The following is a 22,618-nucleotide window of genomic DNA, read 5'->3' on the forward strand; positions in this document are numbered from 1 at the left end:
GCGGCCCGACATGCCGAGCGCCGCAGTGGCGCGGGCGACGGCGTCCTGCACGACTTCGTCGGTGCCGGCCAGCGTGCGGTCCACGCCCTTCACGTTGACGAGCACCTGGGGGTACACGGTCATGATCGACGCGAGCTCGGCCAGCGACTTGCCGGTGCGGGCCATCTCGGCCACCAGGTGCAGGCCGGTGAGCACGCCGTCGCCGGTCGTCGCGAAATCGCTCATGATGACGTGACCCGACTGCTCGCCGCCGAGCGAGAAGCCGCCCTCGTTCATGCGCTCGAGGACGTAGCGGTCGCCGACGGACGTCGTCTCGACGTGGATGCCGTGCTCGGCCATCGCACGGTGCAGGCCGAGGTTGCTCATGACGGTGGCGACGAGCGTGTCGTCCTTCAGGCGACCGCGCGACTTCATCGACACAGCCAGGATCGCCATGATCTGGTCGCCGTCGACGACGTTGCCGTTTGCGTCGATGGCGAGGCACCGGTCGGCGTCGCCGTCGTGCGCGATGCCCACGTCGGCGCCGTGCTCGACGACGGCCTTGGCGAGCACCTCGAGGTGCGTCGAGCCCACGCCGTCGTTGATGTTGAGTCCGTCGGGGTCGGCGCCGATGACCGTCACCCGCGCGCCGGCGTCGCGGAACGTCTCTGGCGAGACTCCGGATGCCGCGCCGTGCGCACAGTCGAGCACCACGTGCAGCCCGTCCAGCCTGTGCGGCAGCGAGCCGAGCAGGTGGACGACGTAGCGATCCTCGGCGTCGGAGAACCGGCTGATCCGGCCGACGTCGGCCCCGGTCGGCAGCAGCTTCGGCCCTGCCATGGCGGCCTCGATGCGCTCCTCGACGAGGTCGGGGAGCTTCACGCCGCCGCGGGCGAAGATCTTGATGCCGTTGTCGGGTGCCGGGTTGTGCGAGGCCGAGATCATGACGCCGAAGTCGGCGTCGATGTCGGCGATCAGGAACGCCGTGGCGGGCGTCGGCAGGGTGCCGGCGTCATAGACGTCGACGCCCGACGAAGCCAGTCCGGCCTCGACCGCGGCGCTCAGGAAGTGTCCCGAGATGCGCGGGTCGCGTGCGACGACGGCGGTCAGGCGCTTGCCGGCGGCCTTGCGGGCCTCGGCGGAACGGCCCTGGCCCAGGACGACGGCGGTCGCCTGGGCCAGGGACAGTGCGAGATCGGCGGTGAGGGGGCCGTTGGCCAGCCCCCTCACCCCATCCGTGCCAAAGATCGGCATGCGGAGATGAAGCCGATCAGCGCTTCGAGTACTGCGGCGCCTTGCGGGCCTTCTTGAGACCAGCCTTCTTGCGCTCGATGACGCGGGCGTCGCGCGAGAGGAAGCCGGCCTTCTTGAGGGTCGGGCGGTTGTTCTCGACGTCGATCTCGTTCAGCGCACGGGCGATGCCGAGGCGCAGCGCGCCGGCCTGGCCCGAGGGGCCACCACCCGAGATGCGGACGATGACGTCGTACGCACCCGTGAGGTTGAGCACCGTGAAGGGGTCGGTGATGAGCTGCTGGTGGAGCTTGTTCGGGAAGTAGTCCTCGAACGCACGGCCGTTGACCGTGATGGTGCCCGAGCCCGGGATGACGCGCACGCGGGCGATGGCCTGCTTGCGGCGGCCGACAGCCGCGCCCGAGACCGAGAGCACAGGGCGCTCGGCGGCGACGACGGTCTCGTCGACCTGGGACTCGGTGGAGTAGCTCGTGGGGTTCTCTTCGATGTTCGCCATCAGTGTGTCCTGTTCTGTGCGGCGCTTACTGGGCGACCTGGTCGAAAACGTACGCGGTGGGCTTCTGCGCGGCGTGCGGGTGCTCGGCACCGCGGTACACCTTCAGCTTCGACAGCTGAGCAGCGCCGAGCGAGTTCTTCGGGAGCATGCCGCGGACGGCCTTCTCGACGGCGCGCACGGGGTTCTTCTCGAGGAGCTCCGAGTAGGTGACCGACTTGAGCCCGCCCGGGTAGCCGGAGTGGCGGTAGGCCTTCTTCTGCTCGAGCTTCTGGCCCGTCAGCGCGACCTTGTCGGCGTTGATGATGATGACGAAGTCGCCCTGGTCGATGTGGGGGGCGAAGGTCGGCTTGTGCTTGCCACGCAGGAGCGCGGCGGCGTGCGAGGCGAGGCGGCCGAGGACGACGTCGGTTGCGTCGATGACCAGCCACTCGCGCTGGGCTTCGCCAGCCTTGGGGGTGTAAGTGCGCGTCACAGTAGTGCTGCTTTCTTGATTCGAACGGAGAGGTTCGTGAATCCCACTCCGGGGTGGTTCTCCTCTCGATGAGAGGCGAACACGCCAGTGGAGGGCTCACGTTCGCGATGCCGGGTCAGCTGAGCCGGACACCAAACGTCAACTCTACGACATAAGGGCGCGCTGACCAAACTCGCGCGCCCGCTCCCGGCAGGCGGGCACATGCCCGCGGCTCACGGCGTCGGGGGCACGACGGGCTCCGTCGTCGGCTCCGGGGTGGGCGTCGGAGCCGGCTCCGGGGTCGGCTGAGGCGCCGGCGCCGGGTTCGCCGGCGGTACTCGTCGCGACGCGGCTTCTTCCGCACGCAGCTGGTCGGCACGCAGGGCGGCCACGGCTGCCGCGTACGCCTGCAGTTCCGCGTCGCCGCTGCCACCCGCCGCCTGCGCCGCACCGACGGCCGCCGCCGCGTTCGTCACGGCGTCGCGGAACGACTCCAGCGCGCGCGGGTTCTGCTCATTGATGGACTCCGCCGTGGCCGGCAGGCTGGCGCCGAGCGCGCGCTGCGCATCAGCGAGCACCGTCGCCTGCTGCGCCAACGCTGCGGTAGCCGCGATGACCTGCGCCGTCGCATCCTCGACGGCGGTCACGTACCGGTGCGCCTGGGCGACCGCCGCCTTGGCCTCCGTCACGTCGTCGATCGTCTCGGCGCGCGGCGGCGAGTACTCCTCTGGATGCTCAGGGAGCACGGCACTGTCGAGCAGCGCGACGAGCGCCCCCTGGGCGGACGTCGCCGCGTCGAGGGTGGGCTGATCAGCCATACCGCCGACGGCACTGAGGGCGGCTCCGGCGCTCTCAGCCGCACCGCGGGCAGCAGCGGCCTTCGTCTCGTAGTCCGCGTATGCAGCATCCATCGCCGAGACGGGCGGGCCTGCATCGTCCGCCGCCTCCTCGACGTCCGCGATCGCAGCCGCCAGTTCGGCTTCCTGCGCCGCGGTGATCTGCGCAACGTACGCGGCCGCGCCGACCAAGGCCCCGACCAGCACGACCGAGCTCCCGATCGCCCACCACACTCCTTTGCGCCACGCGCGAACTCCGCGCGGAGTCGACGCGAAGTGCCCCTGAAGCGGGCTGCCTGCTCCGACGACTTTCACGGCCCGCGCGCTCTTCTCCTTCTTGCGCGGCGCGACGCCGACCTCCGCAGGCGTGGAAGTCGGCGCGACGGCAGAGGTGCGGCGCGGGCCCGGCTGGCGGCTCGCGGGCTCCTCGAAGAACGAGGCCAGGCGGTCCTGTCGGTCGCCATCCTCCTGCTGCTGCACCACGGGCGCCGTTGAGACGGAGGTCGTGCCGAAGAAGTCGGCCAGCGCGCGCGAACGACCGTCGGCATCGTCCGGGGGGATGCCGTCATCGCGGCTGGAGCTGCCGGCTTCGGGCTTGCGGACCAACGTCGCGCGCCTTCCTGTGTCACGGCGGAACAGCGCTAGGCTATCCCGTTTTGCGACACGCGCCATCCAATTCGCGACGTTCCCGCCGGGGTCCAAGCCCCGACAGCCGCGCGAGTGGCGCGGGAACGACTTCTCCCGTAACGCGCACTTCATGAGAGGCCCCTAATCTCCCTCGCATGGGCACACCATCGATCAAAGCCGTCATCCCCGCCGCCGGTCTGGGAACCCGTTTTCTCCCGGCGACCAAGGCCCTGCCGAAAGAGATGCTCCCTGTCGTAGACAAGCCGGCCATCCAATACGTCGTCGAGGAAGCCGTCGCGGCGGGTATCGATGACGTCCTGGTGATCATCGGACGCAACAAGAACGCGCTCGCCAATCACTTCGATCGCGTCACCGAACTGGAGGACACCCTCGAGAAGAAGGGTGATCTCACCAAGCTCGAACGCGTGATGGAGGCCAGCTCCCTCGCCGACGTCCACTTCGTGCGTCAGGGCGACCCGAAGGGACTCGGTCACGCCGTCCTGCGCGCACAGAAGCATGTCGGGAACGAGACGTTCGCGGTGCTGCTCGGCGATGACCTCATCGACGCCCGCGACCCGCTCCTCACCCGCATGATCGAGGTCTCGCAGGGCCAGTCTGCGACCGTCGTCGCCCTCATGGAGGTCGACCCCAGTCAGATCCACCTCTACGGCTGCGCCGATGTCGAAGCGACCGACGACGTCGACGTCGTGAAGATCAAGGCCCTCGTCGAGAAGCCCTCTGCCGACGAGGCACCGAGCAACCTCGCCATCATCGGCCGCTACGTGCTCAAGCCCGAGATCTTCGAGGTGCTCGAGCGCACCGAGCCTGGCAAGGGCGGCGAGATCCAGCTGACCGACGCGCTCGAACAGCTCGCCGGCGACGAGCAGATCGCCGGCCCGGTGCTGGGCGTGGTGTTCGGTGGCCGTCGATACGACACCGGCGACCGTCTCGACTACCTCAAGTCCAGCATCCAGCTCGCCCTCGATCGCGAGGATCTCGGACCGGCGCTCGGCGCATGGATCAAGGATCTCGCACCGACCCTCTGAGCGAAGAGGCACGCCCGGGCCGGCGCGCACAGCGCCTGTCGGCCCGTTCTCACGGAGTGGGCGAGGACGAGGTGGGGCCGGGGTCCGGCGTGAGCGGATCCGTCCCCGGCTCGGTACCGGTGTCTGCGGGCGGCACCTCAGGCGTGGACTCCTCTGTCGGCACGGGGGTGGTCGTCCGCGGCGGCGCCCATCCGCCCGCGTTCTGGCGCACCGGCGTACGTGCGTCCATGACGCGCTGGTTCTCGATGCGCAAGGCATCCACGGCCTGCCCGTACGCCGTCATCTGCGCAGCCCCGCTCTCTCCCCGACGCTGAGCGGCGACGATGTCGTCCGCGGTCGCCAGGACGGCCGCACGATAGGCATCGGAGGCATAGGGGTTCTCTTCCGCGATCATGCCGCCGGACGCGGGCACGGTGGCCCCGAACGCTGCGAGCGCAGCCAGCAGCCCGGACTGGGTGGCGGCCACAGCCGACCGCGCCTCGCGGGTGTCATCGATCGCCCCGTCGACCTCGAGCGCCCGCGCGCGCACTTCGTCGAGCCGGGCGGCGGCGGCGGCGAGATCGGTCGGCGTGGCGGTGCCGCGCGCATACGTCGTCGCGTCCGCGGGCACGTCGAGTGCGGCGAGGGCTTCGCGGAAGCCCGCAACCGCCTGCACCGCGGTCGCTCTGGCGGCCTCGTCGCTCTTGCCCTCCAGCGCGGCGAGGGCCGGCTCGGCCGACTCGGCGACCGCAGTCGCGTCCGTGACGGCGGACCCGTACAGGCTCAACGAAGTCTCCAGCGTCGTGATCCGGTTGCGGAGCTCCGCCTCCTGCTCGCGGAGGCTTCGCGTCGCCTGTGAGACATCGTCGGCGGTGGTGCGCTGGACGATCGCCAGCGCACCCACGGCCAGGACCGCCCCCACGGCGGTCACGGCCACTCCGACGCTGACCCAATCGCCGGCAGTCCGACGCTGCGTCTTCACCTTGGTGACCCCCGCCGGCGAGCCGGCATCGGCCCGTCCGGTCTCCGCGGCACCTGGCGCTGCCGAACTCGCAGAGGCCTCGCCGACGATGTCGGACAGGAGGCGCTGCTCGGATGCCGAACCTCCGCCCCGGCTGCCCGCCGCTGGTGATGCTGCGCCGACCAAGCTGCGGAGTCGCTCGACGTCACGGGCGTCGACCGACGACGCGGATTGCGGACGCCCCTCGGCGTCGTCGAAGAGATCGTCGAGCGTGTTCACGGAGCCTCCTTGGTTCGACGGGACCGGCCGGAGGAATGTGTTGCGCGTGTCGGCCGACGGCACGGCAAGGCTACAATCGCCCCAGCGAGCCGCGCGCGCTCACCCCGTGCGCGGTCCTGGTGGTCGCAGCACAGTGAACGCGCTGAAAGGGACGAGACTTTGGAACTGCGCGACTACGTACGAATCCTGCACCGCAACTGGGTGCTCATCCTCTCGTTGACCGTCCTGGGTGCCGCCGTGGGCTTCGGCTGGTCGCTTCTGAAGACCCCTACTTACGAGGCCACGACGCAGCTGTACGTCTCCGTTCGTGCCTCCGACAGCGGCGTCGTAGGCGAGCTGGCGCAAGGCACGACCTACGCGCGGCAGGCTGTCACCTCGTTCGTCGACGTGGTCGACAGCGCGGTCGTCCTCGACCGCGTCATCGACGATCTCGACCTCGACATGACGTCGGCCGAGCTCCGGCGCGAGGTGACGGCATCCGTCCCTGCCAACACCGTCATCATCTCGGCGACGGTCACCGACGAGGACCCCGAGCAGGCCGCTGCCATCGCCAACTCAGTTGGCGCGAATTTCGCCGATGTTGTCGTGAATGAGCTCGAGAAGCCCGAGGGCGACACCCCCAGCCTCGTGAGCATCAAGACGATTCAGCCAGCGCTGGTGCCGACCTCGGCGTCGAGCCCGAACACTCCGCTGAACGTCACTCTGGGCCTGCTGCTCGGCCTCGCTGCGGGTATCGGCTTCGCCGTGTTGCGCACCGTGCTGGATACGCGCATCCACTCGACCCACGACATCGAGCAGGTCACCGACAAACCCGTGCTCGGCGGCATCGCCTTCGACCCCGAGAGCAAGAAGCGTCCGCTCATCGTGCACGCCGACCCGATGAACCCGCGGGCGGAGTCGTTCCGCACACTCCGAACGAATCTGCAGTTCGTCGACGTCGATCACGACGGCGGCTCGCGCTCGTTCGTGATCTCGAGCGCGGGACCCAGCGAGGGAAAGTCGACGACGGCGGCCAACCTCGCCATCGCCCTCGCCGAGGCGGGCGCTCGCGTGGCACTCGTCGACGGCGACCTGCGTCTGCCACGCGTGGCGGAGTACATGGGCATCGAGGGCGGCGTCGGGCTCACCGATGTGCTCATCGGCAACGCCGAGCTGCGGGACGTCCTGCAACGCTGGGGTCGCGGCAGGCTCTTCGTGCTGCCGGCGGGCCGGATTCCTCCGAACCCCTCTGAGCTGCTCGGCAGCCAGGCGATGCAGAAGACACTGCACACGCTCACCGAGGCCTTCGACTACGTGCTCATCGACGCGCCGCCGCTGCTGCTCGTCACCGACGCCGCCGTCGTCTCCAAATACACGAGCGGCGCAATCCTGGTCGCCGCCTCGGGTGCGACCAAGAAGCCGCAGCTCGAGAGCGCGGTGAAGGCGCTCGACGGCATCGGCAGCCGGCTGCTGGGAATCATCGTCACGATGCTGCCCACCAAGGGTCCCGACAGCTATGGCTACGGCAGCTACGCGTACAGCGCCACTCACGACATCCGCGAGAAGAGCCAGTCAGCCGGCGAGGTTCGCACGCCCCGCGCGGCGGAAGCGTGAGATGACCTTCCGGATCCTCACCGTCTGCACAGGCAACATCTGCCGCAGCCCACTCGCCGAGCAGCTGCTGCGCGCGCACCTCCGTCCCCTGGACGCCACTGTGGAGAGCGCGGGCGTGAGCGCGCTCGTCGGCGTCGGGATGCCTGCGCCCGCGCTCGCCCTCGCCGGCCGGCTGGGCGTGACAGATGCTGCCGACCACGTCGGCCGACAGGTGACGGTCGACCTCGTCCGGAACGCCGATCTGGTGCTCGCCATGTCGAGGGAGCACCGCAGGGCCCTGGTCGAACTGACTCCCGCCGCGACGCGGAAGACCTTCACCATCCGCGAGCTGGCGAATATCGCAGCGGGGATCAGCGACGACGAACTGGCCGGCGAAGTCGCGGGAACGCCGGATGCCACCGACGCTCTCCGCGCCGCGGTCGGGCTCGCGTCAGCCCTGCGTGGTGTCGTGGAGCCGCTCCCCTCCCCGGACGACCTCGATGTGATCGACCCCTACCGCCAATCGGACGCCGTCTACGAGCAGTCCGCGTCTCAACTCGTTCCCGCGGCCGCTGCCGTGGGCGAATTCCTCATGAAGGCAGCCGAGCGCTGAGCCGCCGTCCCGGGTGACCAACAGCCGGCGCCGATGAACCGCGTGTTACGCGTTCGTGTCGCGTGTTGGTCGGCCTCCAGCGCCTTGTCCACCGTTCGGCGGACAGCAGGGCCAGATCGCGACGGCAGCCGTGCCGTATCGCGCCAAGCCCCGGACTCTCGCTGACGTCGGCGACCCCCGCCAAGTAGCCTCCTGAACACAAGGGAGGGTTCGCAGGCGACCTCATCAGGCGCCCTGCTACACCGCGCCCGAGTGAGGTCTCCAGCGCCGGTTTCGCACTACAAAGGGGGCTTCCGTGACAGTGGATGTGAACGTCGAATCGTCCCTCTCGCTCGCGCGTTCGCGCGGGACCGTGATGGAGCCGGTTCGTCCGTCGCAGCAGGCAATCGCTGACACCGCCGAGACTCCTCGCACGGGGACACGGGCCGGCGAAGGACATCGCACGCAACGGGCCTGGGCTACGCGCTACGCGCGTCGGCTGTGGATCAGCGACCTGCTCGTTCTCGTCGCTGTCGTGTACACGACGCAGCTGATCTGGTTCGGCACCGGAAACGTCGATGTGTCCATCCGCGCGGACCACCGCCTGAACGACGTCTCGTACTGGCTCTTCTCGGCCATCCTCACCACCCTGTGGATCGTCGGTCTCGGCATGGCCGACTCGCGCAGTTCGCGCGTGGTCGGAACCGGCTCGACCGAGTACGTCCGCGTCGCCAACTCGAGCTTCGTCGTCTTCAGCGTCGTCATCATCGCTTCGTTCCTTCTTCAGCTCGACGTCGCCCGGGGGTATCTCCTGATCGCTCTGCCCGCAGGCATCCTCCTGCTGATGGCCGAGCGCTATCTGTGGCGCCGCTGGCTTCTCGCTCAGCGCGTGCGCGGCGAGTTCGCGGCGCGTGTCCTCCTGGTCGGGTCGGAGTCCTCCGTCGCCGAGATCGCGCACGAGCTTCAGCGCGCGCCGCGCGCGGGCTACCACGTGGTTGGCGCCTGCGTCCCGACCGGGCGCGTCGCCGCGACGATCGCCGGGTCAGACATCCCGATCATGGGCAACGTCAACGACGTCTCGGGCGCCATGGCGGCCGTTCGCGCCGACACGGTCGTCGTCACCAGCACCGACGAGCTGCCTCCGTTCAAGGTCAAGCAGATCTCGTGGGGCCTCGAAGCGGGGCGGCAGCACCTGGTACTCGCGCCCAGCATCGTCGACATCGCCGGACCCCGCATCCACACTCGTCCGGTTTCAGGCCTTCCGCTCATCCATGTGGAGACGCCGCGGTTCAGCAAGGGGCAGCTGTTCCTCAAGCGCGCGACGGATCTCACGGCGAGCGTGCTGGGTGTCATCCTCCTGAGCCCCCTCCTCGCGTTCCTCGCCATGTCGGTCCGCCTCACGAGCGAAGGTCCGGTCTTCTTCCGCCAGACCCGCATCGGGCTGAGGGGCCGAGAATTCACGATGCTGAAGTTCCGCTCGATGGTGCAGAACGCCGAGGAGCTCTTGCCGGAACTGGCCGCGCAGCAGCGCGACGCCGGCAACGAGGTGCTCTTCAAGATGGCGAACGACCCTCGCATCACGCCCGTCGGTCGGTTCATGCGCAAGTACAGCCTGGACGAGCTGCCCCAGCTCTTCAATGTCATCGGAGGGTCGATGTCGCTCGTCGGTCCGCGCCCGCCGCTCCCCAGCGAGGTCGAGCAGTACGCCGATCATGTGCACCGCCGGTTCCTCGCCAAGCCTGGCATTACCGGGGCATGGCAGGTCGGTGGTCGTTCCACGCTCTCGTGGGAAGACTCGGTGCGCCTCGACCTCTCGTACGTCGAGAACTGGACCCTGCTCGGCGACCTGGTGATCCTCCTCAAGACAGGCAAGGCCGTGCTCGCCCCCGGATCGACCGCCGCCTGATTTCACCCCTTCGAGACCGGAGAGACTCATGCCCCACGTCGCGATCATCGGCACGCGTGGATACCCCAGCTACTACGGGGGTTTCGAGACCGCGGTTCGTAAACTGGCACCGTACCTGGTCGAGCACGGCTGGACTGTCACCGTCTACTCGCGCGAGGGCGCCGTCCGTACGAACGATCCCGACCGGGACCCGCGTGTGAACGTCGTCTACACCCGCGGCCTGGAGAAGAGATCGCTGAGCACGTTGAGCTACGGCTTCACCGCCTCCCGCGACGCCATCAAGCGCGGCGCGGATGTCGCGCTGGTCATGAACGTTGCCAACGGCTTCTTCCTCCGTCGCCTTAGGCGCGCTGGCATTCCCACCTTGGTGAATGTCGACGGAATCGAGTGGGTTCGCGCGAAGTGGGGACTGCTCGCCCGGTCGGTGTTCAAGCGGGGGGCTGCACTCACGGCGCGCTACGGCGACGAGCTCGTCTATGACGCCCGAGAGATCGCACGTTTCTGGAGAAGCGAGTTCGGCCGCGACGGAGTCTTTATTCCTTACGGCGGCGACCCCGTCGCAGATCTCCCTGTGGAGGCGGGGTACGAGTCCGGTGAGTACGCGCTGATCGTCGCACGCTTCGTCCCGGAGAACACCGTTCCCGAGTTCATCGAGGCCGCCCGAGAGATCTCGAGAACACACAAGGTGATATTCGTCGGCTCGACGGGGTACGGCGGCGAACTAGACGACGCCGTACGCGACCTCGCCGACGCGAACGATAACGTCGCATGGTTCGGTCACGTTGCCGACGACAAGCGACTCTTTTCCCTCTGGCAACACGCGGGGGCATACTTTCACGGACACAGCGTCGGTGGCACCAACCCGGCGCTTGTGCAGGCGATGGCCGCCGGAGCGCCTATCGTGGCGCGCGACACGGTGTACAACCGAGAGGTGCTCGGCGGCGAAGGCGCCTTCACCTCCCCTGATCCGACGGCGATCGCGCAGGCCATGCTGGAGATGCTCGGATCGAAGACGCGCCAAAGCGACGCAGCTAAGCTGTCGCGCGCCCGCGCCGAGGCCGAGTACACGTGGGCGATGGTGTGTGGCCGATACGATGAATCACTTCGTACCCTCCTCGTCGTTCCTCAACCGACCGAGCAGTCGACCCACCCGGTCGATGCTGGAACGCGCGTCTGACGCGCCTCCCTAGATCATCCATTCGCCGACTCAGAGGGCAGCAGACTTGAGCACCATTCCCGCCTTGGTGGCGTTCCCGATGCACGGCCAGCACAAGCTCTCCAACGAGGGCTATCGGACACGTGACGGCCACCTCATCGAGTGGTTCGGCAAGAAGCTTGAGTCGCAGGGTCCAGTGCTCGTCGCATCCCGGCCCGAGCCCCGGGTGCTCGCCCCGGTCCGCAGGTACTCGCCGAGCAGCGTGGCGAAGAACACAGTCGCGGCTTCGACGTTCATCTGGAAACTACCGTCGTTCGGCGATCGCCAGCGTTGGTGGCTGGATTCAGTCAACGCCTATCACCATGCAGTTCCCGACTTGACCACTCCGGTGATCACCTGGAACCCATTCCTTTCCTTGTCCTCCGCATGGCCCACCATCGTGTCGTCCGGCGTCCCGGTCGCTTTCGACCTGCTTGATGACTGGACCATCCACTACGCATTCGAGGGAGTACGCGCCGAGGTCATCCGCGCCTACGAGAAACTGTTCGCCCATGCTTCCGTGGTGACGGCGAACGCGGAGGGAACTGTCGAACTTGCACGTCGTTTTGGTCGGGAAGATGTCGTCTTCCTGCCCAATGGTTGCGACCCCGAGCGATTCAATCCGGCCTCAACCGCAAGTGGACCTCTCACTGTGGGCTACGTAGGCAAGATCGGGAAGCGGCTCGATCTCGACCTCATCCTGGACTCCGCACGGCAGCTCCCAAGCGTCAACTTTGTATTCGCGGGCCCCGTGCTCGATAGCGAGTACAAGAAACCGATGGAAGCCGAGCCGAACATCCGGATGCTCGGCGATGTCTTCTACGAAGACGTACCGGCCCTCCTTCAAAGCTTCGATGTCGGATGGGTTCCGCACCGTGTCGGGCAGGGCGAGGTCGGCGGCGACGTCATCAAGACCTACGAGTACCGTGCGGCGGGACTGCCTGTGCTGACGACACCGGTCGCGGGCGCACGCAGCAGGGGTTTGGACGCGGTCACCGTCGCTGAGCCGACCCTCCATGTGCCATGGATCTCGGAGCGCGCACGCGAAGGCCAACGCGTACCTCGGCACGTATCGACGCTGCCGAGTGAGGTTCGGTGGGAGGGCAAGGCAGACTACATACTCGGTCGGCTACGCCTGGTGGGTGCGAGGGCATGAGCTCGCCTCGCGTGGTTCTTGTCGCGATTCCACTCATGGCCCGGAGCGGTGTCTATCGCTCTGCCCATGACTTGATCAGATCTGCATCCGCGCAGGGCCTTGATTGGTCGGCGCTGCTGGGAATGCGACCCGACGCACCTGGCGCACCGGTAGAGACGCCCGGCGTGAATGAGTTCACCTTTGATCGACACGGACCATCCAGCCTGCGCGACATCGCCACCGTCATCGACTCCTCGGCCGAAGTTCAGGATGCGGACGTCGTTATCACCCTCATTTCGCAGAGCGACATCGCGATGACTAAGTCGCGACATCGACGCGACACCGCATGGGTTGCCTGGGTCCGAGGAAAGCCCTGGCCGGCATCCGGTGAGCAGTCGAACCTGCGCCGACTTGGTCTGATGGCGCTAGAGACCAGGGCGCTTCGCCGAGCCGACGAGGTCTGGGCGACTACCCCGGTGCTCGCATCCGAGTTCGCGTCTGCCCGTCGTGCTCTCATCGTTCCCGCCGGAATCGCAGCGATCCATCGACTGTCCTGGGGTGAGAATGGCGCCCTCCCCCTGGTGTGGGCGGGGCGCATCGACATCGACAAGCGACCTGAGCTCTTCCTCGAGGTCGTGGAGCGCACTGGTCATCGCGGTCGCATTTATGGAGAGGGCCCCCTGTCGGCGAACCTGAGGGCGAAGGACATAGCAGGCCTGGAGTGGGCCGGGTGGGCGCCGGCCGAGTCGCTGTGGAACGACGCCTCCATTTACCTCGGTACCTCGTCGCGTGAAGCATTCGGTCGTAGCGCGGTAGAAGCTGCCGCCGCCGGTCTCCCGGTAATACTCTCGAGCGATTACGGCGCGGCGCCGCTGCTGTTCACCGACCCCCTCCTCAGCAATCTCTGCGTGTTGAACAACTCCGACCCTCTTGCATGGGCCTCGGCCGCTCGGGCGCTCATCGACGACGACGAATTGCGCCGCAGGGTCTCGGATCACGTCAGTCAGAATGCGGCAGCTCTGACGATAGACGCGTCGGTGAGCCGAGCGGCGACGCAGGCCGCCGCGCTGCTCGGGAGGCGGGCCGCGTGAGCAGGGATCAGTTAGGCCGGCTGACACGGAGAGCCGCGAAGGAGACACGGCGGGTAGTTGCCGCTGTTCGAACGCCATCGCTGAGACACTCTTCCGAGCATTCGCGGCGACCGCTTGTTGACCCCCGCAATCCCGTCGTCGTGAGCCTCACAAGCTACGGTCAGCGGCTGCAGAGCGTCCACCTGACCATCGAGTCGATCGGAAGGGGTAGCTCGCGCCCCGCGCGCCTTATCGTCTGGACAGATCCCGATGTGTCCGATGGTGACCTTCCCGAGAATCTGAAGCGTTTGCGAACTCGCGGTCTGGAGATCCTGCCGAGCCCGGCCGCATTCGGGCCACACACGAAGTACTTCCCGTACGTCGTTTCTGACCGCGACACCGAACTGCCTCTCGTGACGGCGGACGACGACTCGCTCTATCCGCGCACCTGGCTCGAAAGACTCCAACGGGCCGCCTCTCGGACACCACACGCGATCGTTTGCTATCGAGCGCATCGGGTGGTGTTGGAGTCTCCGGCAAAGCTAGCTCCCTACAACTCGTGGCCTCCAGTGTCGGGCACTGAGCCTTCCGCCTTGAACTTTGCGACGGGCGTCTCTGGAGTGCTTTATCCGCCGGAGTTCCTCGCCGAGTTGCAGCACGCTGGCGAACGTTTTATCGACGTAACCCCCAAAGCGGACGACGTCTGGCTCCATTACCAAGCCGTCATTCATGGTCGACTTGTCCGGCAGATCCGGCGTCGGCCCGTTAAATTCCCTGAAATTGCGTCGACCCAGGAAGTCGCCCTTCATCGAACGAACACTGCCCGGAACGCCAACGACCAACAGATAGGCCACACGTACGACCCAAAGTCGCTCAGCATGCTTCGGCAGGCCGCGCGATCGGCTGAGTGACGACGACTGGCGCAATATGACCCTCCTCCTGACAATTGTGGCCGCGTCACTCCTGCTTGCCATCGTCTTCCGCCACCGCCCGGCAGTATGGCTTTCAGTTGCGGCCGCAGCCATGGTCATTCTTCCCAAGGTCGCGACGCGGGAATGGCTGTCCTCGGCAGGCGTATTCTCCACCCTCCATCCATCAGTGTGGTTGTTCCTCGCAGGCACTGTGGTGACTTTGCTTTCAACGACGGCCCCACCCCTCGGTCGCACCAGTCGCCACACCTTCGCGGTCCTACTCGTGACCTGGGTGGTGGTGTCCACGATTCTGATCACGCTCGTCTGGGGAAGTCCGTCATCGTTCCTGCTGCAGTATGCAGCACCGATCGCGGCATTCTTTGCCGTGACGGTCTCCGTCTCTCGAGTCGGCAAGCACGTTTGGCGACAGCTGACCAGCTTTGTCCTCTTTCTGGCGACATTCGAAGCAATCCTGGCCATGCTCCAGAAGGCGACTGGATCGGTGCTGCTCTTCGAGCAGTACTACGCCACCTTTTACTGGTGGTCATCCGCTCTGAATCGTTCTATCGGGACCTTGGACAGCCCACTCGATCTTGCCGCCTTCTTGACGATGGCACTCCCCTTGGTCGCGGCCGTACGGCGGACACCACTAGCGGTCATCGTTTCTATCGTTATTGCTGGCGGAGTCTTTGTGTCCGGATCGCGGGTAGGCATTGTCGCCGCGGTCGCAGTTCTCGCGTGGGTTTTGATCACGCACAGCCGAAACGCCGTTACGGGTATTTTCATCGCCGCGGTCCTTGGTGCTACGACGATTCTCTTCATGACGAGCACGCTAGCCACTGAGCTCCTGGATCGGTTCGGCGACCGCGGCACGGCGTCGAGCGATGCGAGGGAAGGCGCTTTCGGCGTTGGAATTCAGCTCGTCACCGACAACTTGCTTACGGGAAACGGCCCCGGCTTCTCCTACGGCTATAGCCTTGAGAATCTTTCGTCGAGTTTCGAGAACGCTTATCTCGCAACCGCGATCGATTACGGAACCGTGTTCGTCGTCACTCTGCTTGCGCTGCAAGTCTGGGCAGTACTGCTGGGCCGCTCGGCAGGTGTCACCTACCTTCTGCCGGGGTCAATCGGTATCGTCTGGGGCTTCGCGTACAGCTCTTTTCTGAGTACGAGCGCGTTCGGGCTGATGGCATGGTTCTTCATCGGCGTCTCCTCCGTCGCGGGCCTCGCCGCGGATTCCCGTCTGAGGAAGCGAACGCCCGATCTTCTCCTCAAGGAGCAATGATGGCAACTACTAGTGGGCTCTCAAGCGGCGTCATCAAGAACATACTTGGAAACGTCGTCGGCCCGCTGGCGGGTTTAGCCAGCGCCCCTATCCTGGCGCATTCCCTCGGAGTGGATGGACGAGGCGAGGTCGCCGCTGCTACAGCGCCATTCCTGCTCGTCTCGACACTCGCGACAATAGGTATTCCTGAGGCGGCGACCTACTTCATTGCCCGAGACGAACGCGCTATGAGGGCTGTGCGCCGTCGCGCACTTCTCTTGCTGCTGGCGACTGGCGCGATCGCAACGTTGATCGCCCTCGTTGCCGCGCCGTACCTCGCTGGTGCCCAAGCGGATCTATCGGCACTTATCAGCCTTGCAGCACTTGCAATTATCCCGACCATCCTCGTGGGACTCTTGAGAGGTGTGGCTGCGGGTCTGGGAATGTGGACTGCCATTGCACTCGAGCGCGCTCTAGGTCCGCTGCTTCGTCTCGGCGCGATCTTGGCCCTGGTCGTCACCGGCAACCTGAACGTGCTGACCGCGACGCTGAGTATCGTGCTCGCGCCGGTCGTGGGCGGGCTGGTCTACTTCGTGGTTCGGAAGAAGCTCGAGCGCGGCCAGGTGGACGCCACAACAAAGTATCGAGCGATTGTCGGCTACGGCGCGCGAGTATGGATAGGTTCCGTCGCGGGTGTGCTACTCATGCGAGTGGATCAGGTTCTGATGGTTCCGCTGAGCAGTACTTACGAACTCGGACTCTATGTGGTGGCGGTAACAATCAGCGAACTCCCGTTGGTCGTGAACACCGCTGTCCGGGAAGTGATGTTCGCGTCCGATGCACGGTCGACGGCGGACGAGGCGCTGACTCGCGCGGCTCGGGTGTCGTTTCTGGTCTGCTTTGGTATCGCCGTCGGGCTGGGCGCTAGTTCCTTTTTCTGGGTGCCCATCCTCTTCGGCCATGACTTCGCTGCCGCTATACCCACGATGTTGGTCCTGTTGTTCGCCGTCGTCGTCGGGGTGCCCGGATCCATTGCGGGGTCGGGCCTAAGCGCCAGAGGCTACCCTCAGTTGCGCAGTTACTCACTCGTGATCGCGTGCGCCATCAACATCATCGTGGTCTTGGTCGCCGTCCCCCTATTGGGTGCGTTGGGAGCTGCTCTGGCAACTCTCGTCGGGAACCTGATCTCGAGCAACTTCAACGTCTTCCAAATTCGTCAACGATTCGGCATCAAGGCACGCCACTTCTACCTCGTCCGCCGCTCAGATCTCACAGCTATCGCCTCGCTCGTCGGCCGAATCGCGCGCCGGTCTTGACTCACGACTCCCGACTCGTCGTCGGCTCATTGACCTGCCGCCGGCGCGGGTGCGATCGTGATGTCAATGTATGCGGGCCGGCCGGACTCACGACTTGAGACCGTCACCAGCCGCGCGTTGGCACCGGCATCGTCCTGCGTCAACCCCAACGTGAGTTGCCCAGCACCATCAGCAGCATACGAGGCAAGATAGCTGGTGATGTCAGCGGCCCCGTATTGCTTGACGCGGGTCGACGGGAAGCTGGCCACTGTTGCACCCAACGCCGGCTTGTTCGAATAGTTGAGCGTCGACTCCGCCCACGGCCCCGTCGCGACATGCGCATCCACCCGCACCACGTCCGGGGTCGTCCCCTCGCTGAACACGCTCTCAGCGTTCAGCACAGCTGACGTGACGGTCATTCCGGAAAGTGACGACAGATCGAATCGGAGATAAGCGATCCGATCCGCGGTCCCGTTCCAGGTCGGTTTCACAAGCATCCCGTACTGTGTCCCGAAGTTCGTCGTCGGAGTAGAACTCTGCACATACGAATCCGCCGTCGCATATATGCGAACCCGCGTCGAGTCCACCACCGTCACCGGCACAGAGGTCGACGCCGTCAGCCCGTTTGCCGAAGTCGTGACGCTGATGGTTGCAGCGCCCACTGCCTTCGCTGTGATCCGGCCGGTCGACGACACGGTCGCGACGGCTTGATTCGACGAAGAGAACGACGTCGTCACCCCACCAAGAACGTCACCCAAGCTGTCCCGCGCCGACACCACCGCGTCCGCTGTGTCGCCCAGCTCGAGTTGCGACGGCACCCCAGCCACCGACACCGACTTCAACAAACGCGGCGGCAGGACCGCCGCCGGCGCGGTGATGTCGTAGCCGAACAGGTCCAGCTCGGCGATAACTGCGCGCGCATCGAAGGTCAGGCGTATGTACTTGGATGCGCGCGCCGCCCCTAGTGCTACGCGCTGCTCGGCCACGGTACCCAAGCGGGCACCCGTGAATCGCGGCACCCAACTGAGCCCGTCCTCAGACGATTCGACCCTGAAAGGAACTCCATCCGCGGTGCCCCGCCAAACAATGACAAGCGAACCCACGTAGGAAGCCGAACGTTGTACAAGACGAATGTTCGCTGTGCCCCCATTCGAATCCCAGTACGTTGCCACATCGTCGTCGATTGCGGCCGCCGCCGCGCCCGCAGTCGCATCCGCCCGGTCGAGCTCGAGGGCTTGCGGCGCCAGTGTTACATCGATGTATGCCGGGCTTCCGGATTCCTTCGTGGCGATGGTGACCAAACGGGCTGCCGCACCCACGTCGTCCTGAGTGAGGCCAAGGGTGAGTTCGCCCGCTCCATCCTCCGCGAATGAGGCCACGTACTGGCTTATATCTGCCGAAGTGAACTGGCTCGTTCGGTTCGCGAGAAAGCTGCCGACAGTTCTGCCCAGCAGCGGCCTGTTCGAGTATGTAATCGTGGATTCGGCCCAAGACTCGGTCGCGATGTGCGCATCCATTCGCACGACATCAGGTGTTGCCTCGCTGAACGAACTTTGGGCAGTGAGAACTGCGGCGGTGACCGTCTGACCAGCGAGCGACGACAGATCGAACCGCACGTACGCAACCCGATCAGGAGTGCCGTTCCACGGCGGCTTGGCGAGCATCCCATATTGGGTCCCGAAGTTCGTCGACGGAGTAGAACTCTGCACATACGAATCCGCGCTTGCGTAGATTCTGACTCGCGTCGAGTCCACGACGGACAGTTCCGAAGATGCCGTCAAGGCAACCCCGTTAGTCCAGGCCATTGCGCCAATGCGAGCCTCCCCGCCGGCCTGCGCCGTGACCATACCATCCGTCGAAACGGATGCCCGGTCGGGATCGCTCGATACCCACCGCACCAGATCGGGCTGGACCACCGTCCCCGCTCCACTGGTCACTTTGAGTCCCGCGGGAGACACCTCTCCCACGTCGAGCCGCGTGGGCGCCGCGATCGTAGCCTTTGCCGGGGCGGTCGTGGGAGGCGGAGTGTAGGTCTCGGTGGCGACGTTGTAGTTGAAGAACTCCGCCTCTGCCAACTGGCCCGACGTTAGAAGCGTCAATCGGACATGCTTTACGTTGCCGACGCTACCGAGGGAGAGCACCTGCACCGCCTTACTCCCCGAATTGCCCTCGAATCTTTTGGTCCACGTCTGACGGTCGACTGAGGTCTCAACCCGGAATGAGACAGCCGGGAGAGGGGCGCGCCATGAGAGCCTGATAGACCGCAGGTCTGTGGGTTCTGCAAGTTCCCAGCGAATGTAGGATCCCGATGTCGCCCCCCAATATGTCCCGCTCTTCCCGTCAACTGTTGCGGAAGCCCATCCGGACGCGACGGACGAAGCGACAAGGGTTGACGTACCAACTGACGACAACGGGAACGATATGGTGTACGTCGTTGCATCGCGCCCAGGCTGTGTCGCAGTTACTTTCGCAACGCGAGTCGTACTCGTTGCCTGCTGCACCACTACCGATCCGCCAGTCGCCGTGGCAGCCACCACCGGCATTGCGGAGGCTGTCGTTGGCATCCGATAGTCCGTCGTCGCCGGCGCGAAGCTCGGCAGGGCGACGCCGTTGAGTGTGACGCCCGCGAGCACGCTGGGAGCCGAATCGGATCGCCACTGAGAGAGTGGCGTCAGCGCGGAAACCGCGGCAGGAGCCGCACCAGCTGCGAGCGGCGTAAGCTGCACCGCGAAGGTGCTCACACCGCTTACGGTAAAGAATGCGGCCAACTTGCGCACGCCGGTATTTGGTTCGTCGTCAAGGTGCGGCGAAGTCGGTAAGGGTTCCGCGGCCATCAGAGTGAACTCCGCCGTGTCGGTTGAGACGATTCGGGCAAGGAGCCGCTGCCCGTTCAGGTAGAGCGTCGCTGAACGCCGATCCGCCGAGAGCGATACGTCGGCAGAGGTGTGCATCGACCACATGAACTCGGTGGGAGATGGGACCGCAATTTCATCCTGGACAAGCAGTTGTGTACGACTATCGAAAAGCTGCACGCCACGACGCCAATCAGTGACGGACGCGAACATCGGCGTCAAGTTGGAAACCGCGAAGGCCGACTCGGGATCCGCACCCGACCGGATGAGCGACGTTCCAGCCGCAAGAGCGTGGTCACCCGAGAATGGTGAAGCGGTGAGGGTGTTGTGCCCCTCAGATGCCATTCGGTAGTACTTCCATCGATTGTCGGGGCGTGCTGGGTCTAGCAAGTCATAGGTAGCTGGCTCCAGACCGAGATCCGCAGCCCACTCCTGGCCAAGTGCCTGAAAATTGAAGTCGCCCCCATCGATGTGTTGGTGCGGCCCTGTTGGTTCGCTGGCACTTCGGAAGCCGGCGAACGACGACTGCGAGTCGCTCGGGTTACCACGCATCGTGGTGATCCCGACATCAAACTGTGCGTCCACCGGCGCAACCGGTGGGGCTGCTAAAGCCTCTGCCGCATCGCGCCAAATCAATTGCTGAACAGGCCAAGCGGACGAGCCAGAATCGGCGGCCAATGCCGTGAGTGATCCGTCGCCGAGCAAGCGGCCAAGACCAGCGTATGCCGCGCCGGGCTGTGGCCGCAGCGCACTATCGGCGAACCCGAACGTACTGCCGCTCGGCCCTGTGAGCGCCTGCATGAACCTAGCGGTCTCTGCGATTCCGGGCGTCTCGGCCAGACCCCACGTTGATCCGGTACTTGAAGAGAGAGCGCTGGCCAGTGTCACAAGGTAGCGCGTGGCATACTCCCAATAGGTTGGCCCCTCCGGGAACCCGCCGTCTGGATGGTAGGCCCCGAGACCGTTTTGGAGACTTGCGTAAGCGGCGTCTAGCACCGCGGCCGGGAGGGCCGATGTCGAGTCTCCGGCGATCGCCAAAGCACCGAGCAACATCCCTGAGTTGTTCACGAGGTTCACGTTGTCGACGTCCGTCGGCCAACTTGCTCCCGCGGAGGCGTAGGCTGCCGCGCCAGGCGTTAGCCCGAGGCGGACGATCGCATCTCGCAGCACCGCGCGCCGGGAAGAACTCCAGTAGGAATACCCCCAGTCGTACGCGATCGCGAATGCATGTGTCATCTCGGCCGTGTCCAGAAAATGACTGGGATTCCAGTCTGGGAAGGCAGCCGCAGCCGCCAGGTCCACCCACAGCCGCTCTGCGTACTTCGTGTCCTGTGTGGCGCGCCACGCGTATGCGAGAGAATAGGTACGATCCAGAACCGTCCGGCTTACGTCGAGCAGTCTGACCCCATCCGGCTTGTCGTAGGTGACAGTCGGCGCCGTAAGTGCGTCGTCCGCCGCGTCGATCGCAGACGCGCTGAGCGACGATGAAACAGGATCAGACTCGACCTGACTCGATAGAGCACTCCATCTACTGGTCGTCGCCAGTATCCTGGGGTGAGTTGCGGTTACATCGGAGACTGTTGGGCCCGTAGGGGATGCAATGGCCGTGTCTGCAGCCCCGATGCTTGCTGTCGCCAGCGACATGACCAGCAGTGTCGCTAGGGCGCCGAACTTCGCCGAACGCATTTTTCTCGCCCTTCCTCGCGGTCCGCGCAACGCGGTGTGACTAGTTGCAAGTAGCGAGGTTGCGTCCTCACGGTACCCGCCCACGCGAGGATCAGAGTGCTTCTGTCGCCGCATGTCAGCGGGTGGGCGAAAATCGCAAACGGGAATTGCCCCGGCCCCCGTCAGCCGGCTCGGCCCCACATCGTCGAAGGGCCCTCCATGGCGATCCACTCTCGTCAGCTCGCTGCCCCGCTGCGGCTCCCTGTTACTGGCATGTCTGGCGAGGCTCGTCTCCGAGGAACTCCGGTTACCCATTGCGAGGCTGCCGTGCGCTGCGCGGCAAGCGAGATCGCCGCTGGGACTATGACAGCCAAGCCAAAGACCGCTGGCAGAGGAATTCCGGACCCCTTGCAGAGCCACAGCACCGCAGGGTGCGCGAGGATGATGGTGAACCCGCACAACGCGAATCCGGTAATAAGCGCAGAGACCGGCAGGGACGCTCGTCTGCAGAGCGCCATTGCGAGCACGACCGCGCTCCAAGAAATGGTGACTCCGACGATTGCGCTCAGCAGGGGCGTCCCCCACACCCCCGCCTTGATGTCGACCGGCGCGGATACATGTGTGACAACCAAGGAACCCGCGACGAGCAGGGCGATGGCCGCAAGCCAGGGTCTGACTTGATGCCGGGTTTCAAACTCCCGCGCCCATGTTCCGGCTGCGACGAACACGAGTGCAGGTAGGGAGGTCCCGATGGCCAAGGGGGTGCGAGCCAACTCCGGGCCGGCGAATACCGTACACGCCACGGCGAGCACGAGAACGGTAGCTCGAATCCAGCGTGGCGAACCGTTGAGCAGCTGCCACAACAGGGCGGCCGCAAAAAGGGAGAACACGAACCAAAACGTCGAGAAGGGCTGGGTCGCGTAAATGCCGCCATAAATGGGACCGGCGACCGCACCGAGCGTCAAAGGCCTTTGGGCGACGCGAACAGCAATGAAGACGGCCAAGAGAAGCACGAACCAAAACGCGTACGGCTTGAGGAGGGTCCGCGATCGCGCCGCCAACTCCGCTCGTATGGTCCGGCGCTTCCACAAGTAGCCTGAAAGAAAGAAGAATACGGGGACATGCCACGCAAAGAGAAGGCTGTGGGCGGGTTCGTCAAGCCACACATGTCCGGCAACTATCGCAAGCACGCCGACACTGCGCACAAGATCGATTCCCGCGTTTCTATCCAAGGGTGGTCCCCTCTCGCTTCCCAT

The 22,618-nt window shown here is 65.6% G+C and carries 17 protein-coding genes; 10 read left to right on the forward strand and 7 right to left on the reverse strand.

The genetic code is table 11. The features are described from left to right. The 4 genes from glmM to ACTHNQ_RS02665 all read right to left on the reverse strand — a co-directional run. Positions 1-1,233: phosphoglucosamine mutase (gene glmM, locus ACTHNQ_RS02650; RefSeq protein WP_440330876.1), on the reverse strand; the 1,233-nt coding region annotated here is incomplete at its 3' end. A 16-nt stretch (positions 1,234-1,249) separates the two neighbouring features. Beyond that, positions 1,250-1,726: a 30S ribosomal protein S9 gene (gene rpsI / locus ACTHNQ_RS02655; protein ID WP_018171487.1), complete on the reverse strand. Its 477-nt coding sequence runs from the start codon at positions 1,724-1,726 to the stop codon at positions 1,250-1,252. 25 nt (positions 1,727-1,751) lie between these two features. Beyond that, positions 1,752-2,198: a 50S ribosomal protein L13 gene (gene rplM / locus ACTHNQ_RS02660; protein ID WP_440330877.1), complete on the reverse strand. Its 447-nt coding sequence runs from the start codon at positions 2,196-2,198 to the stop codon at positions 1,752-1,754. A 212-nt stretch (positions 2,199-2,410) separates the two neighbouring features. Then, complete coding sequence (locus tag ACTHNQ_RS02665; RefSeq protein ID WP_440330878.1) at positions 2,411-3,619, reverse strand: hypothetical protein; 1,209 nt, start codon at positions 3,617-3,619, stop codon at positions 2,411-2,413. A 176-nt stretch (positions 3,620-3,795) separates the two neighbouring features. Here ACTHNQ_RS02665 and galU point away from each other — a divergent pair, with 176 nt between their 5' ends. Continuing rightward, positions 3,796-4,686 (forward strand): UTP--glucose-1-phosphate uridylyltransferase GalU, encoded by an 891-nt coding sequence (gene galU / locus ACTHNQ_RS02670; protein ID WP_440330879.1) that lies wholly within the window; start codon positions 3,796-3,798, stop codon positions 4,684-4,686. 49 nt (positions 4,687-4,735) lie between these two features. Here galU and ACTHNQ_RS02675 read toward each other — a convergent pair whose 3' ends face one another. Beyond that, entirely contained in the window at positions 4,736-5,905 is a 1,170-nt protein-coding gene (locus ACTHNQ_RS02675; protein WP_440330880.1) for a hypothetical protein, read from the reverse strand. A gap of 159 nt (positions 5,906-6,064) precedes the next feature. Here ACTHNQ_RS02675 and ACTHNQ_RS02680 point away from each other — a divergent pair, with 159 nt between their 5' ends. The 9 genes from ACTHNQ_RS02680 to ACTHNQ_RS02720 all read left to right on the forward strand — a co-directional run bounded on the left by ACTHNQ_RS02680 (position 6,065) and on the right by ACTHNQ_RS02720 (position 16,866). After that, a complete protein-coding gene (locus tag ACTHNQ_RS02680; protein WP_440330881.1) occupies positions 6,065-7,498 on the forward strand; it encodes a polysaccharide biosynthesis tyrosine autokinase in 1,434 nt (477 codons plus the stop codon). A gap of 1 nt (position 7,499) precedes the next feature. Next, entirely contained in the window at positions 7,500-8,090 is a 591-nt protein-coding gene (locus ACTHNQ_RS02685) for an arsenate reductase/protein-tyrosine-phosphatase family protein (protein WP_440330882.1), read from the forward strand. 355 nt (positions 8,091-8,445) lie between these two features. Continuing rightward, the gene (locus ACTHNQ_RS02690; RefSeq protein WP_440330910.1) at positions 8,446-9,975 is read left to right on the forward strand and encodes a sugar transferase; all 1,530 of its coding nucleotides are present in this window, start codon (positions 8,446-8,448) and stop codon (positions 9,973-9,975) included. A 28-nt stretch (positions 9,976-10,003) separates the two neighbouring features. Beyond that, positions 10,004-11,152, forward strand: a complete 1,149-nt coding sequence (locus ACTHNQ_RS02695) for a DUF1972 domain-containing protein (protein WP_440330883.1) — start codon at positions 10,004-10,006, stop codon at positions 11,150-11,152. Positions 11,153-11,198: 46 nt separating this feature from the next. Further along, positions 11,199-12,326 carry a glycosyltransferase gene (locus ACTHNQ_RS02700; protein WP_440330884.1) on the forward strand — a complete coding sequence of 376 codons (1,128 nt, stop codon included), beginning with the start codon at positions 11,199-11,201 and terminating at the stop codon, positions 12,324-12,326. A 164-nt stretch (positions 12,327-12,490) separates the two neighbouring features. Then, on the forward strand, positions 12,491-13,396 hold the full coding sequence (locus ACTHNQ_RS02705) for a glycosyltransferase family 4 protein (protein ID WP_440330885.1): 906 nt from the start codon (positions 12,491-12,493) through the stop codon (positions 13,394-13,396). A 140-nt stretch (positions 13,397-13,536) separates the two neighbouring features. After that, positions 13,537-14,286, forward strand: coding sequence for a hypothetical protein (locus ACTHNQ_RS02710; protein WP_440330886.1), 750 nt, complete (start codon positions 13,537-13,539; stop codon positions 14,284-14,286). Between the two features lie 16 nt (positions 14,287-14,302). After that, on the forward strand, positions 14,303-15,571 hold the full coding sequence (locus ACTHNQ_RS02715; RefSeq protein WP_440330887.1) for an O-antigen ligase family protein: 1,269 nt from the start codon (positions 14,303-14,305) through the stop codon (positions 15,569-15,571). After that, complete coding sequence (locus ACTHNQ_RS02720; RefSeq protein WP_440330888.1) at positions 15,571-16,866, forward strand: oligosaccharide flippase family protein; 1,296 nt, start codon at positions 15,571-15,573, stop codon at positions 16,864-16,866. Before ACTHNQ_RS02715 ends, ACTHNQ_RS02720 begins: the two co-directional genes overlap by 1 nt. Before the next feature lie 26 nt (positions 16,867-16,892). Here ACTHNQ_RS02720 and ACTHNQ_RS02725 read toward each other — a convergent pair whose 3' ends face one another. Together ACTHNQ_RS02725 and ACTHNQ_RS02730 are read right to left on the reverse strand one after the other, a co-directional pair. Next, a complete protein-coding gene (locus tag ACTHNQ_RS02725; protein WP_440330889.1) occupies positions 16,893-21,341 on the reverse strand; it encodes a CBM96 family carbohydrate-binding protein in 4,449 nt (1,482 codons plus the stop codon). A gap of 257 nt (positions 21,342-21,598) precedes the next feature. Next, positions 21,599-22,594 (reverse strand): acyltransferase family protein, encoded by a 996-nt coding sequence (locus ACTHNQ_RS02730; protein ID WP_440330890.1) that lies wholly within the window; start codon positions 22,592-22,594, stop codon positions 21,599-21,601. Positions 22,595-22,618: the final 24 nt, after the last annotated feature.

Origin of the sequence: Microbacterium sp. (assembly GCF_051953575.1) — a bacterium.
GTDB lineage: Bacteria > Actinomycetota > Actinomycetes > Actinomycetales > Microbacteriaceae > Microbacterium.

Coding starts and splice junctions, on each gene's coding strand:
- galU (WP_440330879.1), top strand. CDS start 3,796: ATGGGCACACCATCGATCAAAGCCGTCATCCCCGCCGCCGGTCTGGGA.
- ACTHNQ_RS02725 (WP_440330889.1), bottom strand. CDS start 21,341: ATGTCGCTGGCGACAGCAAGCATCGGGGCTGCAGACACGGCCATTGCA.
- rpsI (WP_018171487.1), bottom strand. CDS start 1,726: ATGGCGAACATCGAAGAGAACCCCACGAGCTACTCCACCGAGTCCCAG.
- ACTHNQ_RS02685 (WP_440330882.1), top strand. CDS start 7,500: ATGACCTTCCGGATCCTCACCGTCTGCACAGGCAACATCTGCCGCAGC.
- ACTHNQ_RS02720 (WP_440330888.1), top strand. CDS start 15,571: ATGGCAACTACTAGTGGGCTCTCAAGCGGCGTCATCAAGAACATACTT.
- ACTHNQ_RS02715 (WP_440330887.1), top strand. CDS start 14,303: ATGACCCTCCTCCTGACAATTGTGGCCGCGTCACTCCTGCTTGCCATC.
- ACTHNQ_RS02695 (WP_440330883.1), top strand. CDS start 10,004: ATGCCCCACGTCGCGATCATCGGCACGCGTGGATACCCCAGCTACTAC.
- ACTHNQ_RS02690 (WP_440330910.1), top strand. CDS start 8,446: ATGGAGCCGGTTCGTCCGTCGCAGCAGGCAATCGCTGACACCGCCGAG.